The sequence below is a fragment of the Acidobacteriota bacterium genome, from assembly GCA_016713675.1.
Lineage (GTDB): Bacteria > Acidobacteriota > Blastocatellia > Pyrinomonadales > Pyrinomonadaceae > OLB17.
Map to the genome: position 1 here is coordinate 1 of JADJOS010000002.1, position 17362 is coordinate 17362.

18 protein-coding genes and 2 pseudogenes are annotated in these 17362 nt (G+C 53.4%); all 20 read right to left on the bottom strand.

All coding sequences use genetic code 11. The features are described from left to right. Window positions 1–461: 461 nt before the first annotated feature. Entirely contained in the window at window positions 462–1205 is a 744-nt protein-coding gene (locus tag IPK01_13085; protein ID MBK7934394.1) for a hypothetical protein, read from the bottom strand. 59 nt (window positions 1206–1264) lie between these two features. Further along, window positions 1265–1447 (bottom strand): hypothetical protein, encoded by a 183-nt coding sequence (locus tag IPK01_13090; protein ID MBK7934395.1) that lies wholly within the window; start codon window positions 1445–1447, stop codon window positions 1265–1267. 80 nt (window positions 1448–1527) lie between these two features. Further along, a complete protein-coding gene (locus IPK01_13095) occupies window positions 1528–1926 on the bottom strand; it encodes a hypothetical protein (protein MBK7934396.1) in 399 nt (132 codons plus the stop codon). 9 nt (window positions 1927–1935) lie between these two features. Further along, window positions 1936–2499 carry a hypothetical protein gene (locus IPK01_13100; protein ID MBK7934397.1) on the bottom strand — a complete coding sequence of 188 codons (564 nt, stop codon included), beginning with the start codon at window positions 2497–2499 and terminating at the stop codon, window positions 1936–1938. Then, window positions 2447–2590, bottom strand: coding sequence for a hypothetical protein (locus IPK01_13105; protein MBK7934398.1), 144 nt, complete (start codon window positions 2588–2590; stop codon window positions 2447–2449). The genes IPK01_13100 and IPK01_13105 overlap by 53 nt, the downstream gene beginning before the upstream one ends. After that, window positions 2568–3098, bottom strand: a complete 531-nt coding sequence (locus IPK01_13110) for a hypothetical protein (GenBank protein ID MBK7934399.1) — start codon at window positions 3096–3098, stop codon at window positions 2568–2570. The genes IPK01_13105 and IPK01_13110 overlap by 23 nt, the downstream gene beginning before the upstream one ends. Beyond that, window positions 3073–3474, bottom strand: a complete 402-nt coding sequence (locus IPK01_13115) for a hypothetical protein (GenBank protein ID MBK7934400.1) — start codon at window positions 3472–3474, stop codon at window positions 3073–3075. Before IPK01_13115 ends, IPK01_13110 begins: the two co-directional genes overlap by 26 nt. A 20-nt stretch (window positions 3475–3494) precedes the next feature. Next, on the bottom strand, window positions 3495–4097 hold the full coding sequence (locus IPK01_13120; GenBank protein MBK7934401.1) for a DUF1684 domain-containing protein: 603 nt from the start codon (window positions 4095–4097) through the stop codon (window positions 3495–3497). Window positions 4098–4134: 37 nt separating this feature from the next. Continuing rightward, a pseudogene (locus IPK01_13125) lies at window positions 4135–5771 on the bottom strand (NADH-quinone oxidoreductase subunit M). Between the two features lie 77 nt (window positions 5772–5848). Beyond that, window positions 5849–8021, bottom strand: a pseudogene (gene nuoL / locus IPK01_13130) (NADH-quinone oxidoreductase subunit L). 9 nt (window positions 8022–8030) lie between these two features. Continuing rightward, a complete protein-coding gene (locus tag IPK01_13135) occupies window positions 8031–8984 on the bottom strand; it encodes a hypothetical protein (protein MBK7934402.1) in 954 nt (317 codons plus the stop codon). Between the two features lie 4 nt (window positions 8985–8988). Next, a complete protein-coding gene (gene nuoK, locus IPK01_13140) occupies window positions 8989–9294 on the bottom strand; it encodes an NADH-quinone oxidoreductase subunit NuoK (protein ID MBK7934403.1) in 306 nt (101 codons plus the stop codon). Between the two features lie 38 nt (window positions 9295–9332). Further along, window positions 9333–9890 (bottom strand): NADH-quinone oxidoreductase subunit J, encoded by a 558-nt coding sequence (locus tag IPK01_13145; protein MBK7934404.1) that lies wholly within the window; start codon window positions 9888–9890, stop codon window positions 9333–9335. A gap of 111 nt (window positions 9891–10001) precedes the next feature. Further along, complete coding sequence (nuoH, locus tag IPK01_13150) at window positions 10002–11177, bottom strand: NADH-quinone oxidoreductase subunit NuoH (protein ID MBK7934405.1); 1176 nt, start codon at window positions 11175–11177, stop codon at window positions 10002–10004. 8 nt (window positions 11178–11185) lie between these two features. Continuing rightward, window positions 11186–13456: a molybdopterin-dependent oxidoreductase gene (locus tag IPK01_13155; protein ID MBK7934406.1), complete on the bottom strand. Its 2271-nt coding sequence runs from the start codon at window positions 13454–13456 to the stop codon at window positions 11186–11188. Continuing rightward, complete coding sequence (locus tag IPK01_13160) at window positions 13456–13941, bottom strand: DUF1579 domain-containing protein (protein MBK7934407.1); 486 nt, start codon at window positions 13939–13941, stop codon at window positions 13456–13458. The genes IPK01_13155 and IPK01_13160 overlap by 1 nt, the downstream gene beginning before the upstream one ends. A 12-nt stretch (window positions 13942–13953) precedes the next feature. Then, window positions 13954–14091 (bottom strand): 30S ribosomal protein THX, encoded by a 138-nt coding sequence (locus IPK01_13165; protein ID MBK7934408.1) that lies wholly within the window; start codon window positions 14089–14091, stop codon window positions 13954–13956. 40 nt (window positions 14092–14131) lie between these two features. Continuing rightward, complete coding sequence (locus IPK01_13170; protein MBK7934409.1) at window positions 14132–15523, bottom strand: hypothetical protein; 1392 nt, start codon at window positions 15521–15523, stop codon at window positions 14132–14134. Beyond that, window positions 15523–16785 carry an NADH-quinone oxidoreductase subunit NuoF gene (gene nuoF, locus IPK01_13175; GenBank protein MBK7934410.1) on the bottom strand — a complete coding sequence of 421 codons (1263 nt, stop codon included), beginning with the start codon at window positions 16783–16785 and terminating at the stop codon, window positions 15523–15525. The genes IPK01_13170 and nuoF overlap by 1 nt, the downstream gene beginning before the upstream one ends. 46 nt (window positions 16786–16831) lie before the next feature. Further along, window positions 16832–17362: an NADH-quinone oxidoreductase subunit NuoE gene (nuoE, locus tag IPK01_13180; protein MBK7934411.1), complete on the bottom strand. Its 531-nt coding sequence runs from the start codon at window positions 17360–17362 to the stop codon at window positions 16832–16834.

Consider the following 17362-nt stretch of genomic DNA (forward strand, 5'->3'; position numbering starts at 1 on the left):
AAGCGATAAGGTCAAAGTTTTTTCATCATTTTCTCCTTTTGTGTTTTTCTGAGATCTGAAAAATAAATCTCCTAATTATTCATCGAAATCCTAAAAACGTAAACCGGCAAATGACAAAAGATCCGCACCGCTCGGCGATGCTAATAGTTGACCAGAATAAAGAACGAGAGAAGTTGGGGCTCTGATTAAAGGGAAAGAAGGGTGACGCAGGCCTCGACATTTCTTTTGAAAACTGAGGTGCGTTCGCCTAACGTTGGATGTCTTGCGTTTTGATCGTCAGAGCAGATCAGGAATCAGCTCGATGTTCGAGAGCGAGTTTCAGAAAATTCTCGAATAGGATACGGCCGTCGCGGCTTTCGTTCTGGTGTTCCCAGCGGGTCGGTTCTTTGACCAATCTTCGAAGGATTTCTCGAGGTGAAATTGTACGCAGTAGATGAGCTGATCGTCGGTTTTCCTGACCATCATTTGGTTTTTACAGAGGTATGATGTCGCGAGTAATTTGAATCCGCCGGGCACGCCGTCGACCTGGACGCCGTGGTTCTGCCAGACTCGCAGGATATCGTCCTGCGTCGTATAGTCTGCCAGATGCCCGATCGGTCGTCGTCATTGCCCTCAAAGATCGGGTCGGTCTTGTCAACGATCTTGACGAAACGATATTGATATTCGACAACGCGGTCTGTGCGTTTATCGGCGAGTTCGCGGTCATCGAGCGTCTTGAGCTTTGCTCCAAATGAGATCGCTACCAACTGATGAGCTCCACAGATGGCGAGGATCGGGATCTTTGTCTCTTTCACAAAATCCGCAAAACTCGCAATGTGCTCGGGGTTGTAGTAATCAAAATCGGCGTAGGTGCCGCTCATGACGATCGCATCGGGGCGAAACTTCTCTGCCGCATCAGCGATCTCTGAGAGATGAACGGTCATCGTCTTGGGATTTTTGACGAGACGCAGAACATTTTTTGCAATATTGTTGCAGGCCATGCCCGAGACAAGGCGTTCGAATTCGAGCCGCTGCTCGGTCGACCCGTTCCAGTCCTTTCGGGCAAGATCGGACAGATCCGAATCGTAACGCAGCAGGTCGTTGACGATCAAGACCTTGGCAAAGTCGATCTTCTTCTCGATCGGCTCGTACCGGCAGAAAGTGCTCTTATTGTACGGGAACGGAAGCTTTTCAGATTCAGTTGCCTTTGCCACTGCATCAAACATAGGTCACTGAGATCGTATTCACATTACGCCAAACGCGCATCACTCGATTATATCATCAATCAACGCTCCGTAAAGGCTGACGAACGCCCCGCACTTGAAATGCGGCTCGTCCGCCTGATCGAGCCGGTTGGTGCACAAGATCTCTTCGTCCGGATCGTCCTTTTTTCGCCCATCAAGCACATCCGCGGGACCGGAATTCCCGTCGGGTCGATCTCGTTACCATCGTCGTCGTAATACGGCATCGTCTAACTCCGACGCTGCCTCGTCGCCGTATCGAACGCCGGCATTACATCGCCAGCACCGATCGCGGCGATCTCGGTTCTCATCCGCTTTGACCAGTTGATTGCGCCCGTTTGCGTGCTTTCTCAGACAATGTTTGCGACTTTTCCTCGGACAATAACAACGCCCGATGCCACGCGGTCTCGAGCTCATCCGCGAGCGGCGAGGTCTGGTGATGTCGTATGGCAGTGCGAAATCCGTCGATCCGATCCTCGCAAAAAATGCGCATGTAACGGGCCGCAGCCAGATCGGGGCAGGCGAATCGGCGCTTACTGACCTTAAGTTCGGATTCGAGAAGTGTGTATTGAATTTCGGCCGCGTTCTCGCGAACGGGCACGTCGATATGGACCGAACGTGTGCGTCCGGGGCGAACCTTGTTTTCGTATATAGCCGGAAGCCACTCGTCGGCAAGGCCTAGCTTGATCTCTGAAATGACGTCCATCGAGCGGTACTACTTTTCGGCCCGGACGATACCTGCAGCCGGCGACTGGGCAAATTTAGAGATCACACTGTCGCCGAAAATGCCGAAGTAAAAAACACCAAGCACAGTGATCACCAATGCCGCGGTCAGCGGTGCCGCCATCTTGGGAGTATGCCAATCGGAGGTGCGGTCCTTGAAAAACATCACAACGATCAGCCGCAGATAGTAGTAAGCAGAAATGGCCGAGCCGAGAACGGCGACCACGACAAGGATAGTGACCATTGTGTTGCCCGCCTCAAGTGCCGGACGGAAAACGAGGACCTTGCCGATAAATCCGGCCGTCAGCGGCATGCCCAGCAATGAGAGCATGAAAAGCGAGAGCGAAAATGCAAGGACAGGCGATCGGAAACCGATACCATTGTAATCTTCGAACTCGGTCCGGCGGTCGTTCTTTTGCGAGAGAAGCGTGACGATGGCAAACGCTCCGAGGTTCGTCACGGCATACGTCAGCATGTAAAATGCAACTGCGGCAATCGCGGTATCACGCTGTTCGGTGGTCGTTGAGAGGCCTGCACCGACAAATCCGACGAGCATATCCTGCGTGAGCGATCGACGAATAGGCGAGCATGCGTTTGACGCTCGACTGCATGATCGCGGCTACATTACCGACGATTATGGTGAGCATCGCGAGGACCGCAACGGTCGTGATCCAGGTCGTGTGCAAATAGCCCGAGACCTGAACACCCGCGACCAACGGAAACCGAGAACAAAAAACGCATGAAAGATGCAAAGGCAGCCGCCTTTGGCCCGGCGGCCATGAAACCGGTGATCGGCGTCGGGGCACCTTCGTACACGTCCGGCGTCCAGACATGGAAAGGGGCCATCGCGATCTTAAATCCAAATCCGATGATCATCATCGCCGCACCAATTAGAAGAAGTGCGGGAAAGTTCGGATCTGACATTTTTTGCGCGATCGCCGTCAGATTTGTCTCGCCTGTCGCACCATATGTAAGTGCCATTCCGTATAGCAAAAATGCAGACGCGAACGAACCGAGGATGAAATACTTCATCGCCGATTCGTTGGAACGCAGATCGGCCTTACGCAATCCTGCCATTACATAGGTCGCGATCGAAAGCGTTTCGAGGCCGAGGAAGATAACAACGAGATCATTGCCGGCTGACATCATCATCATGCCGAATGTGGCGAACAGCAGCAGTGCGATATTCGCCGGCCGGAACGTCCTCGCGTTCGACCCAAACGGTCGATATCAGCACTGTCATCGCCGAGACAAAGAGGAACACGAACGAGAAGCTTAGCCGCAGATTGTCATGAGCGATCATGCCGCCCCACGCATTTGCCGGTGCCGCACTGCCCCATGACATTGCGAGCATGACGCCCGAGGCAACGAGGCCGAGCAATGCGATCACGCCCGAAACGGCACGCTGCTTCGGAAAATAACTGTCGTAGATCATTACGACGACGCCCGCGATAGCGACGATCATCTCAGGCAGAATGATCGTTAAATTCGCATTCGGCGGAACTAATTCTGATAGAAAAAACGTGTTCATTTTGGTCTCAATACCCCAAGCTAATGTGTCTTGTCATAGCCGGAATATATGTATCTTCTTTCGCCCGCCGTGATCGAAACCTCTAATGTGTTCTCCTTTGGAGGTATCGGGCAATTGTATTTGTCGCTGCCATAGGCACAATTCGGATTGTACGCGAGATTAAGATCGAGCGTAACCGGTTTGCCCTTTGGCTCCATAATGTCAATGTACCGTCCGCCGCCATAAGTATCGACCCGGTTCGTCGGATCTCTGAACGGCACGAACAGCAGGTCAGCATATTCCGGAAACTTTGCGAGCGTCTCGGCGTCGGTCTGATAGACGCTCAGACGCTGCTGTTTGCCGCCGATCACAAATGTCAAAACTCCGTATTTGACGAACTTCTTAGTAATTCCCGACGACGTCGGCATCTGAAAATATTTCTCATCGGCCGTCCGTTCAAATACCGCAGTTACGCGAAACGCTTTGTCGAACGGATAATTGTTCAGCCCTTTGAATTTCGCAAAGTCCTCCGCCTTTAGCGGCGATTCCTCTTTGTTGCGAAACTCCTTGTCGCGCCCGTCGCGAAATGTCTGCAGGTCCGTCGTACCGTAAAACGTCTGTGCGTTTGCATGGGCAAACAGCATCAAGGCCGCAAAACAGATGGCGAACGTTCTTTTCAAATCAATGCCCCGCCTTTTCGGTCTCTACTTTCGGAGCCGCTTTCGGTTCCAGATCGGCCTTGTCGATCGTGCCGCCGCCCTGATGCATCACATTCGCTTCGATCGCCTTGACCGCACTTTCAGAGCGGCTCAGGAACGGTTTCGGGAATACACCCATATAGACCATCAACACGATCAGCGGTATCATCAGCCCGATCTCACGCCAGCTGAGGTCCGCGAGTGACTTGTTTTTGTCATTCGTGACCTTGCCGAAAAACACACGCTGAACCATCCAAAGCAAAATAAACGGCTGCAAAGATGACGCCGGTTCCCGCCGCCATGGTCGCGATGATGTTCCAGTTGACGGCGGCCGTCACTCCGAGAACGGTCGATTTGAACATTCCGACCATGATCAGAAATTCGCCGACGAATCCATTGAGGAACGGAAGGCCGATCGAAGCCATCGTCGTGATAACGAAAATGGTCGCGTAGATCGGCATCACATTCGAAATCCCGCCGAACTGCGTGATCTCCCGCGTATGACGGCGTTCGTAGATGAATCCGACGAGCAGGAACAACGCACCGGTCGTAACGCCGTGGGCCAGCATCGTGAACAGGGCACCCTGCATTCCGGCCTCAGTGAACGAGAACATCCCTAAAATGACGAAGCCCATGTGGGCGACCGACGAATACGCAACGAGGCGTTTTACATCGGGCTGGACCATCGCGACGAGAGCTCCGTAGATAATACCGACGATCGCGAGCGTTATGAACAGCCACGCCCATTCGCGGCTCTGGTCAGGGAACAAGGCAAAATTGAACCGCATCAATCCGTACGTTCCCATTTTGAGCAGCACTGCGGCAAGTATCACCGAACCGGCCGTCGGGGCCTCGGTGTGTGCGTCAGGCAGCCATGTGGAACGGGAACAGCGGCACCTTGATCGCAAACGCCAAGGCGAACGCCATGAACAGCAGCGTTCCTGTTCCGGCCATTGCTCCGCTGAAACTCATCGTGCCGATCTTCAACGCGTTTTGTATAGCCACCAGATCGAAAGTTCCGGCAAAGCCCGTCTGATCGGCGTAGATGAAGTACAGCGAGATGATCGCGACCAACATCAGCAAACTGCCGAGTGCGGTAAAGATGAAGAACTTGACCGCTGCGTAGATGCGGTTCTCGCCGCCCCAAATGCCGATGAGGAAAAACATCGGAATGAGCGAAGCTTCGAAAAACAGATAGAAAACAAGCAGATCCAAGGACACAAAGACGCCGATCATCGCCGATTCGAGCAGCAGCAGAAAGACGTAAAACGCCGTCACGCGCTTCTCGACCGCATTCCATGTCGAGATCACAGCGATCGGCATGATGAACGTCGTCAAGATCAACAGCCAAAAGCTCAGCCCGTCAACGCCGACGTGAAAATTGGTATTGATCGCCCGTATCCACGGAGCGTTCATCTCGAACATATAGCTGCCCGAGGCCGCGGCCGGTTTTGCGAACATCAGCAGCGAAACCACAAAGTTTACCAGCGTAAAACCAAGCGTCAGCCATTTGATCTGGCCTTCCTGCTTCCAAAACATCTGGTGTGCGAGCGTCAGCACCGCACCAATTACAGGCAGAAGGATCAGGATCGCTAAGAGATTGTCGTAAATAAAATCCATATTTAATGTTCAGAGTGCAAGCTTTAGCTTGTCTTGTCGTAGTGTCGAGACAAGCTAAAGCTTGCACTCTGAACCTTTTAACTAACCAATTTCAATCCGTAGTAAATAAAATAACCAACAACTATCAAAGCTCCGACGACGATGACGGCCGCGTAGCTCCGGACATAGCCGACCTGAAGTCCCCGGACGACATTGCCCATCTCCATCACAAAACCGCCGATGCCGTTGACGATGCCGTCGATAAATCCGAGGTCAAACCCCTTCCACAATCCCTCGCGGGACAGTCTTGTGATCGGATCGACAATATAGCCGTTGTAGAGTTCGTCGAGCCGCCATTTCTGTTCGAGTATCTTCGGCATCTTGCGTAGCGGGTTGCTGCGGAACGCAAACCAGCCGATCGCAATACCAAAGACCGCCATCACGACCGAAAGCCCGGCGAGCAGCCTTTCCTTTTGCACCACTGCAGGTTCGTGAGCCTTTGCATTTTCCTTTGCGGCGATCGCCGTTTCCATTTTGTTTTCGGCAACGACCGGCTCGAGCACATGTTCGAACGCGTTCGCTTCCTTGATACCGACCAGCGAACTCATCGCGTACGGCACGCCGATCAAACCTCCGACCGTCGAGAGGAATGCCAATATGATCAGCGGCACTGTCATCACCCACGGCGATTCGTGCGGTTTGAAACCGGCCGGCAGAGCGTGATGATGCTCGTCGTCGTCGTCCGCGTCGTCGTGGGCGGCATCGTGCTCTTCGTCGTGGGCGGCGGCGGCATGGGCGTGAGCTTCTTCAGGCAGAACGTCGTGAAAACGCTCAGTCCCCCAGAATGTCATGACCATCATTCGGGTCATATAGACTGCGGTCAGAACGGCCGTGATCGCTGCAATTCCCCACAAGAATTCTTCGCCCGGGAACACACCTGCCGGGAAATATCTATCTGCCGCGAACGTCTTGTACAGGATCTCGTCCTTTGAGAAAAATCCTGCCCAGATCGGTATGCCGCAGATCGCGAGCCAGCCCATCGCCATCGAGATGCACGTAATGGGCATGTGCTTTTTCAGGTTGCCCATCTTTCGCATGTCCTGTTCATGGTGCATGCCGTGAATGACCGAGCCCGAACCGAGGAACAAGAGAGCTTTGAAAAAGGCGTGCGTCATCACGTGAAAGATCGCCACCGTAAACGCTCCGACGCCGGCCGCAAGGAACATAAATCCGAGCTGTGAGACCGTCGAATAGGCAAGGACCTTCTTAATATCGTTTTGGGCGATGGCGATCGTGGCCGCAAATATCGCCGTTGCCGCACCGATCACCGCAACGATCCACATCGCGGTCGGGGCAAATTGATAGATCGCATTGGCACGGACGACCAGATAAACACCGGCCGTGACCATCGTCGCCGCGTGGATAAGTGCCGAAACCGGCGTCGGGCCGGCCATCGCGTCGGGAAGCCAAGTGAGCAGCGGTATCTGAGCTGATTTACCCGTAGCACCGATAAACAGCAGCACCGCCACCGATGTCAGTCCGCCCGTAAATATTGCTCCCCATGTGAACGGATCGGCCGCCATGTGCTCCGTGACAAATGTGAAGACGCTCTGAACCTGTACACCGTCAACCACCTTGTCAAAGAACGATATCGACCCGGTCAGCGTGAAGATCAAAAAGATCCCCATCAGCACGCCCCAGTCGCCAATGCGGTTCATGACAAAGGCTTTCTTTGCGGCTTCGCGGGCTTCGTTTCGTTTGGTGTAAAAACCAATGAGCAGGTATGAGCAGAGGCCGACGCCTTCCCAACCGACGAACATCAGCAGGAAATTATCCGCCAGGACGAGCGTCAGCATCGAGAACATGAACAGGTTGAGATAAGCGAAAAAAGCGGTAAAAGCCTTTGTCGCCCTTCATATAGCCGACGGCAAAAATATGGATCAGCAGGCCGACGAAAGTGATAAAGCATGCATAAATGCCCGACAGTTCATCCATTCCGAGCCCGAAGTCAGCGCGAAATCCGCCAACCTGTATCCAGGTCCACAAATGATCGAGTATCGGCTTGCCCTGAGGGTCGATCAACGCTCCGGCGTGCGGAGTGCCGATGCCGAACGCGATCATGAACGCCACGACCATCGAGACCACGATCGCACCGCAAGCGACCACACTGCTGAACAATTCGCTGCGCAGCCGCCCGCCGATCAACCAATTGATCAAAGCACCGGCAAGCGGGGCAAAAATAATTAGACTTAAAAGGTTATTTTCAGTCATTCTAAAATCTTAAGGACGTTTCGTTACGGGCCGCTTCGACGGAACAGGCTCTTTTTTCACTGTCGTCGGGGACATCACCGGCACGGTAAAATCGTCAGCTACCTGAATATTGTTGGCAGCGACGATCTCGGCAGTCAGCCTTTTTTCATTATCTTCTTCTATTTTGTTACGCGCATAATCTCTAGCAGGTAATTCGCTCGCCGTCGTATCATTCGGATGTGCGGCTATATATTTTGATATGTCTGCATCCGTGGCTTTTGACCGCTCTGCAATTTTTTCAGAGCAGAGCCGCGCCAGGAACTGAGCCTGTTGAAGCTTGACCTTTAGATATGTCTTGTCAATAAATAGCTTCGGCAATGTACCGGCCTTCTCTTTCTGATCGTACTCGGCCTTGTAGATACGGATCTTAGCGAAAACATCACGTGACTGATCTTTTTCTACCTTACTGATCTCGCGATCTTTCATGTCAGGAGAGCTTGTCCTGAGGAGAGCGATCTTGGCATTCAAAAAATCGTTAAACTCAGCCTCGTGAGATCTTTGTCCGGCTGTTTCTTTCTCTGCCCAATATGCCTTTACCTGATCCTTGGTAATAAACCCGAAGGGCGGCTTCGCCGCCTTTCCTTTATTTTTCTCACGATCGTAACTAACGGCGACGGTCTCGGCATAAATGTTTTCGAGCTCCTGCTTATTGATCGGATCTGCGGCCAGGCTGTCACGCAGTGCTTGACTGGCAAATGCGAGGAGTTCTCTCAAATCTTCGATCTGCTTCGTTTTCATTGCCGGATCTTCGGCAAGTTGTTTTACGATCTTTGGATTTGTTTCTGCAACGTCAGCAAGCAGCAGTTCAATTTCCGCTCTGCTGATGCTGCTAAAATCGACGGCCTTCGCTTGGCCATTAACCCGATCTCCGCCTATCGCAATTAGACAGCAAAGACCGATAAGAATTGAGATATTCCGTTTCATAAAACTAATTCTTCATCAAACTCGCGTCATCGACATCGACACTTCGGCTGTTGCGGAAGAATGCGATGATGATGCCGAGGCCGACGGCGGCTTCGGCGGCGGCCACCGACATTACCATAAAGACAAAAAGCTGCCCGGTCGTATCAGCGTAATAACGCGAGAACGCCACGAAGGTCAGGTTCACCGCATTGAGCATCAGCTCGATACACATAAACATCCCGATCGCGTTGCGTTTGAAAATAACGCCGACGGTGCCGATCGTGAACAATATTCCTGATAACGCCAAATAACTGGCTAAACTCGGTTCCATTTCTTAATTAGTCAAAAATTCGATATCCAAGATCCGTCCTATTGTGCATCGTGATGCTTTTCCGACTCACGATCGACCACGAGTTCGAGCTGCGGCTGCGTCAGACGCCTTGCCAAGATCACCGATCCGATCACCGCCATCATCAGCAGTACGCCGACGATCTCGACAGGCAGCAAATATTCGCTGTACATTGCACGCCCGATATCCATTGTCTTGCCTGCAGTTGTGTCAGGATCGACCGCATGGTTCGGGGCCTTCATCACTGCGTAGAAGATAAAAAACGTCTGTGCCAGCAAGATCACTCCGAGTCCGCCGCCTAGTGCGTACAGGTATCGCAAACGGTTGAGCGGTTTGTCGTCGTCCAGATTCAAGAGCATGATCACAAACACGACCAGGACCATTATCGCCCCGGCATAGATCAGTATCTGAACCGCCGCAATGAACGGCGCCGCCAGCGTGACATAAATGCACGACAGCGAGATAAACACGCCAACCAGCGATATCGCGCTGTAAAGCGGATTTTTGTGATAGACCATCGATACCGCACATGCGATCGCGAGGCCGGCAAACAGAAAAAATAATACCGTTCCCACCATAAGAACCTTTTTTCAACGCAGAGGCCGCTGAGAACGCAGAGAAAACCAATTGATAAATGCAATGGAATTGCAGTTCCTACCCTGCGTCCACTGCGAACTCTGCATTAAAACCTACCGATTCAAAAAGAAAACTACCACGATCGTTAGGATCACATTTGCGATCGCGACGGGCAGCAAAAACTTCCAGCCGAAATTCATCAGCTGATCAAAACGGAATCGCGGCAGCGTTCCGCGGATCCAGATATACAAGAACAAAAATCCACAGATCTTCGCGATGAACCCTAAATGGCTGATGAGGGCGTAGCCGACGGTCCCCCATCCGATCCACGCTTCGAGGCCGGTCGCCGTTGCGAGCCAGCCGAGGCCCGGAATGTACCAGCCGCCCAGGAACAGCACCGTACACATCATTGAGACCGTGAACATGTTAACGTACTCGGCCATAAAGAACAGCGCGAACTTGAGCGCCGAATATTCAGTATGGAAACCGGCAACAAGTTCGGTCTCGGCCTCAGGCAGATCGAATGGCACGCGGTTGGTCTCGGCAAACGCCGCGAGCAGGAATACAAAGAATCCGATGATCTGCGGGATGATATACCACTTGAACGGCGAATTGATCTGACCGTTGATGATGCCGTTGAGATCGAGAGTTCCGGCCAGCATCACGACACCAATGACGGATGCTCCCATTGCGAGCTCGTAGCTGATCATCTGGGCAGACGAACGAAGGCCGCCCATCAAGCTGTATTTGCTGTTCGATGACCAACCAGCTAGTGCGATACCGTAAACGCCGACTGACGTGATCCCGAGTACAAACAGTACTCCTACGTCGATCCGGGCGATGGTGAGCGGCATATTCATCGCCTGCGGCACGAGCCAGTTGACCGCTTCGACAAGCGAACCTCCGACAGCCGGGATCCATTGAACAGCCGAGATCAGGTAAGGCGAAACCCACGTCAGCGGATCCTTGATCGTCGGTCCGAACGGATATAAGACCATCGGCATCAATGCACAAGTTAGTGCCACCAACGGAGCCAGAAAATATACGAACTTCGTCGATTTATCCGGCGTCAGATCTTCCTTGAAGATGAACTTGAGCAGATCAGCGAACGGCTGAAAAAGACCCCACGGGCCAACGCGATTGGGCCCGACTCGGCCCTGGATCCATCCGAGCACTTTACGCTCCGCAAGCACGGTATAGGCGACGATCATCATCACACCGCCAAACGCAGCGGTTATCCCGACCACGATCACAATAAAAGGAAATGCAATTTTTAAAGCAGATTCCATATCAAAAACTATTTACCGGGCGCGGATCGGTCCGACACTCCTACGGCGGCGGCCTCGGCCAACCCTTCTTCCTTGGACACGCCATCCAGACCGAACTGGATAAGCGGCGACACCAGTAGATTCGCCGGCTTTGGATTGCCGTGAGCAAGCAGGTGAAACTGCCGTGTCTTGCTGGTCATCGTCGTCAAACGGTGCAGTTTGTGGCCGACCTTTGGTACGTCTGTAATTTTTTCCGCGACATCGGCCATCGCTTCGACCTTTGCCTTGAGGGCATTGACGTGAGCTGAAACGTCGCCGCCTGCCGCCGAATATTTCGCCTGGACGGGTTCCGATTCGTCCTTCAATGCCGGATAACGCAGGCCCTCGTACGCCGGCGTCGCATCTGCGAGGTTGCGGAAAACCGACGATGCCGACCAGTCCGGGGCAATTTCGGCTCCCATTTCGCGTGCGATCATTGCCGTTATCATCCAATCGGGTTTCGACTGATGAACCGGCTCGATAGCCTTGCGGACACGCTGTACATTGCCCGCATTGTTAGTAAATGTGCCGTCGACCTCAGCAAAACTCGCCGCCGGAAAGACCACATCTGCGTGATCGGTCGTCTCGGTCTGGAAAAGCTCCTGTACGACCACAAAGTCTTTTCCACTAAGCACGCCCGCGTCCTGCAAGCTGCCGCCTATCAGCAATGCTTTTGAATTTTTAACAACGTCATCAACTGATCGCCGCCCCGGCGTCATGTCGTTCGCACCGACAGAGTTGTTGTATCTCGGCAGCGGATGAAGCGTTACTCGGCGATCTTCCGCCGCAAATCCTGACGCCGAAGCCGCGATCGCAGCCTGAGCCTCAGCCGATAATTCGCATCCGAACATGATGATCAGATCGCCGACGGTCTCGCTGATCGTTTTTCGGACGGCATCGATCTCGCTCGCGTCGATCCCGAGTTTGCCCGCTGCCATTGAACTGCTTCCGCCGTCCGCAAACGCCAATGCAAACGCATCGATAGAACCTGAGTTGACATGTATGAACTGCATTGCACGCCGCGAAAGGTTGATCGGGGTGTCGTTGACGCAGATGAATTTCGCACCGCCATTTCGTACGGCCTGTCGGATCTGTTTGGCAGTATAGCTTTGTTCTTCTTCGGGCTCGCCGCCGATCAGAACGATCGTTTTGGCGTGGCGGATCTCCTTGTGCGTGCAGAGCGGGACACTTAGATTTTCAAATACCGGTGCGAGGTCGGACACGTCTGAGACCGCGATATTATCGCTTCCGGCCGCTTCTTTCGCAAAACGGGCGAGCGTGAATATCGCTTCGTTCGTCAGCCTCGGACTGGCAATGACGCCGACGTTCTTGCCGTGCTCCTTTAATTTGTCAGCCGCAAATTTGATCGCCGCGTCCCATGTCGCCGGAATGAGCTTTCCGCCTTTCGAATAGCGGATCATCGGCGTTTTTATGCGATCATCGTGGTTGACGAATTCGTGGGCAAAACGTGCCTTGACATCGAGAAATTCGCCGTTCAGGCCGTTGACGTAACGGTCGCGTGCGACGATGCGATGGACCCTGCCTGAACGCGAACCGATCGAAAGCTGCATACCGTCCGAGCCGTAAACGTCGGTCGTGACGGTCTGTTCGAGTTCCCATGGCCGGGTTTCGTGGCGGTAAACGCCGTCGAGCAGCGTTCCCGTCGGACAAACCTCGATGCAGTTGCCGCATTGCGAACAGTTTAGCCAGCCGCCGTATGTACCGATGACGGTATTAACGCCGCGGTTCCCTGCCTCGATCGCGTCCTCGCCCATCCATTCATCGCACACACGCGTACATCGTTTGCACAAGATGCACCGCTGCGGGTCGTTGGCGACGATCGGCGATAGATATTTTTCGGGGTCGGCATTCTTCTTCTCGCTGAATCGCTGTTCGACATCTCCCCAGTCGAAGATGACCTCCTGCAGCTCGCATTCGCCGCCGCGGTCGCAAACGGGGCAATCGAGCGGATGATTGGTCAGCAAGAATTCGCCCATCGCTCGCTGAGCCTTTTCTACCTCTTCGGACTCGGTGGTAACGACCATGCCGTCAGTACATTTGATGGTGCACGAGGTCTGCAGCTTGGGCATTTTGTCGATCCGCACCAAACACATACGGCAAGAGGCCTGGACCTCGAGGTCGTGGTAATAGCAAAACGAAGGAACACCAAACCCTTTGTCGCGGCACACGTCGATCAGCCGCGCACCGGCGTCAACGTCAAATTCCTGCTCGTTTATCGTTACTTTTATCTGTTCTGACATTAATTCTTTCGCGTATATCTGGTCTCGGTCGCCTTAGCCTCTTCGCCCTCAGGCGAGACGTTAAATGCCGTCAATACGATATTATCGCCGTCCAAAATCTCGATCTCGGTCCGCCAGCCCCAACGCGGCGTTTCCGGTCCCGTATAATACGATCCGTTCACCGAGAACCTGTCGCCTGGATCACCTTCAGAAAGCATGATCGCCGTGGACATATGAAAACTATCTACCCACGCCGCTTGAAATTTCTTAGTCGCGAGGTCAAATCCATAGATCGCCACGCCCTCGAACGGTTTGCCCAGCATTTCACCTTGATACTCGTGAAGGACAAATCTACCGCCGAGTATCGCTGTCATTCTGCCGGTCATCGGCGATTCGTCCGCCACGACATTGGGCTCGAACCAGGTTTTCGTCGGGCCCTGCCATTCGCCGACCAGTTTTGCGAGTTCGGCGTGTGGCCCGCTCAGCCTTGATTCGTCAAATTTCATTTGTTTGAGCCGCTATTTTGCCTTCTTGGTCGCTTTCGCCGGCTTGTCTTCCGCCGGTTTTACAGCCTTCCCTTTCCGTTTCGGTCGCGTCTTGCCAAAGCTGCCGGCAAAGATCTTGCCTCTTCTCGATCGTTTATCACCTTTTCCCATTTTCGACTCCTTATCATCGGCGCATGCGGCGCCATTTCACTTAGTCATTAAAAAGTCCGATGAGATATGTCTGCACATCGGTATTGGCTCCGAGCTTATTGTGCTCTTCGCATATGAATTTTTTGGCCGCGGGCTTAAGCAGCGACGGCACTTTTGCGATTTTCGACTGAGTGTCGGTCTCGAGCGATCTGGTCGTCACGACCCCGTCGCCCGGCGACAACATCACGGTCTTTAACTCGTCAGACGACACCTTTTCACCGCCGTTCTTTGTAAATCCTGCCGGCTTGAACAGCGTTTTCCACTTATTCGACTTAGCATCACGGTAGACAAGCACCGTATCAAGTGTCGGGGTGCAGTCTGCACCGACGATCTCAAATTTTAGTGCCCCGTTCGCGGTGCCCGCCGAAAGGGCTTCGTGAAAATGTTTGGCACGTTTGAGCATGCCTGCAAAAAATGCAGTTGCACTTCGACGTTCGGCGACGTTGAACTGTTTCGCAAATCCCTTGTCATTGATCGCATTCCAACCGTATTTGGTCCAAACTTTCGGATCGTAAATGTCGATGTTCAGCGGCTCCAGATCTTCGTCGATAACCTGAAAAGTGCCGGGAGCCGGCAAAAGCTGATAGCTCGAAGGGATGGTAAAAATATCATACTTCGAGAGATTCTGGACGAACGGGAGGTTGATGTTGAGGCCGCCTATCGACGGCCCGCTGATCAACGCACTTAGCGACAAAGCCGACCCCTCGCTCGGGGTTCCCATCAGGACAACACGGTTGAAATGCTTGGCACCGGCCCATGTCGGAACTGCCTTTTTGGTCCCGGCCGGAAGATCGGCGTCACCGTACATCGCAGCATAGCGGGCGATGATGCCGCCCATCGAATGGCCGATGACATTGAATTTCAGGTCGGGCTGCTTGAGCTTGGCCTTGAGTTCGACGATCTTTCGGATCAGGATCCGTGCGTTTTCGACATTGTCGAGCCGCCAATCGTATGGAAAAACGTAGATCGCTTTTTCCCCGCCCCTGGCGGTCGGCGTATCCCAAAATTCCTCGTGATAACCCTGAGAATTCTTAAATGAATCAACCAAACTGCCGTAAACGTCGATCCTGGGGAAAATGCCGAACTTAATGCTCCGCAAAATGTCTCCGGGATACAGATTGTCGCGGTTACGGCCAAAATTTGTGGAGATCGGCAACCGGAGATCGTCATCCTTAGATCTTGGGGCCTTGAACCAAACGACCTCGCCGGTTTTTTCATTGACGAGTTCAGAGCCAGTTAAACCGGGAATTATGATCACGGGCGTCCTGCCGTTACCCTGAGGCACGGTCGGCGTCGGCGTTTGCGATTGCACACCGGCAAAAAACGCGAGCAAGAGCATCACGCCGAATATGGCATGTGCCCCGAGTGTTCGCATTTTTTTGAGCAAATTCATTATATATTGGCCGTCACACCATTAGATGCGGTCTTATCGACCAGCCACTTTTTAAAATCATCCGGAAACTGTTTGATCGCACTCTGTATCGGCCATGCTGCCGCGTCGCCCAGCGGGCAGAACGATTTACCCTCGATGTTGTCGCAGATATCGAGCATCAACTGGGCATCCTCGGGCCGTCCGCTGCCCTCGGAAATGCGGTTAAATATCTTGACGAGCCAATCCGTGCCTTCGCGGCAAGGCGTACACCAGCCGCAGGACTCGTGTTTGTAGAATTCGGTAAGATTCTTGGTCGATTCGACGATGTCGACCGTCTCGTCCATCACGATAAATCCGCCCGAGCCGACAGATGAGCCCGCCGCGACGAGGCCTTCGTAGTCCATCGGCACATTCTTGCCGACGATCTGGCCGGCGTTCATTATGTAAACGCTCGAACCGCCCGGAATACAGGCCTTGAGCTTTTTGCCGCCGCGGATCCCGCCGCAGTCTTCCATGATGAACTTTTCCATGTCGGCATAGCCCATCGGAAGCTCGTAAACTCCGGGTTTATTCACGTGTCCGCTGACGGACCAAAGTTTTGTACCGCCGCTCTTTTCGGTGCCGAGCTTCTGCCAAGCCTCGCCGCCCATATTTATGATCTGCGGAACGGCAGTGAGCGTCTCGACATTATTGACGACGGTCGGCGAAGCATAAACGCCCTCGACCGCAGGAAAAGGCGGCTTCAAACGCGGATGTCCGCGATGACCCTCTAGCGAACTCAGAAGAGCGGTCTCTTCGCCGCAAATGTAAGCTCCGGCACCGGTGTGGGTGTGGATATCCATATCCAAACCAGAACCGAGAATGTTTTTGCCGAGCAATCCGGCTTCACGTGCCTCGGCGATCGCGACGTCCATCACGTCGATAAGATATTTGTATTCGCCGCGTGTGTAGATGAATCCGGTCGTCGAACCCAAAGCCCAGCCCGCGATGATCATACCTTCGAGCAAGGCGTGCGGGTCGCGTTCCATCAGATAACGGTCTTTGAACGTTCCGGGCTCGGATTCGTCAGCGTTGCAGACGACGTATTTGACCTTCGGCGAGTCTTTCGGCACGAACGACCACTTCATTCCCGTAGGAAAACCCGCACCGCCGCGTCCGCGAAGCGCCGATTTCTTGACCTCGTCGATCACATCCGCCGGAGCCATCTTGAGCGCCTTTTCAAGCGCTTTGTAACCGCCGTGATCGCGATACACTTTGAGTGTATGCCCGTCCTTGACGTGCATCAGCTTCAATTGTAATGGCTCGCAGCCTATTGCTTTGATCTCCATACTATTTGCACGCCTCCAGGATCTTGTCTACCTTCTCAGTCGTCAGATCTTCGTGATAATCAAACCCGATCTGCATCATCGGTGCGGTGCCGCAACTGCCGAGGCATTCGACCATTGTTACGGTGTATTTACCGTCCTCGGTCGTCTCGCCGGGGTGAATACCTAGTTTCGAGCAGATATGATCGGTGATCTCGGGCTCGCCCATGATCTTGCACGACAGCGTCTTGCAGATCTGTATGTGATGCCGCCCGACGGGCCTCATATTGAACATCGAGTAAAACGTCGCCGTTTCCCAGACGTCCGTGACCTCAAGATTCAAAAACTTCGCAAGAAAATTGACGCCCGGATTATCGACCCACCCGCGTTCGCGTTGGATTACGAACAATAGCGGTATCAAAGCCGAACGGCTCCGCTCGGCCGGATATTTCGCAACGTGCATCTTCATCTCCTCAACGACCGCAGCCGAAAACTCAGCCACTTCGTCCGAGACGAGGATCTTATCTGTATAACTTGTTGGTGTTGCTGCTGCCAT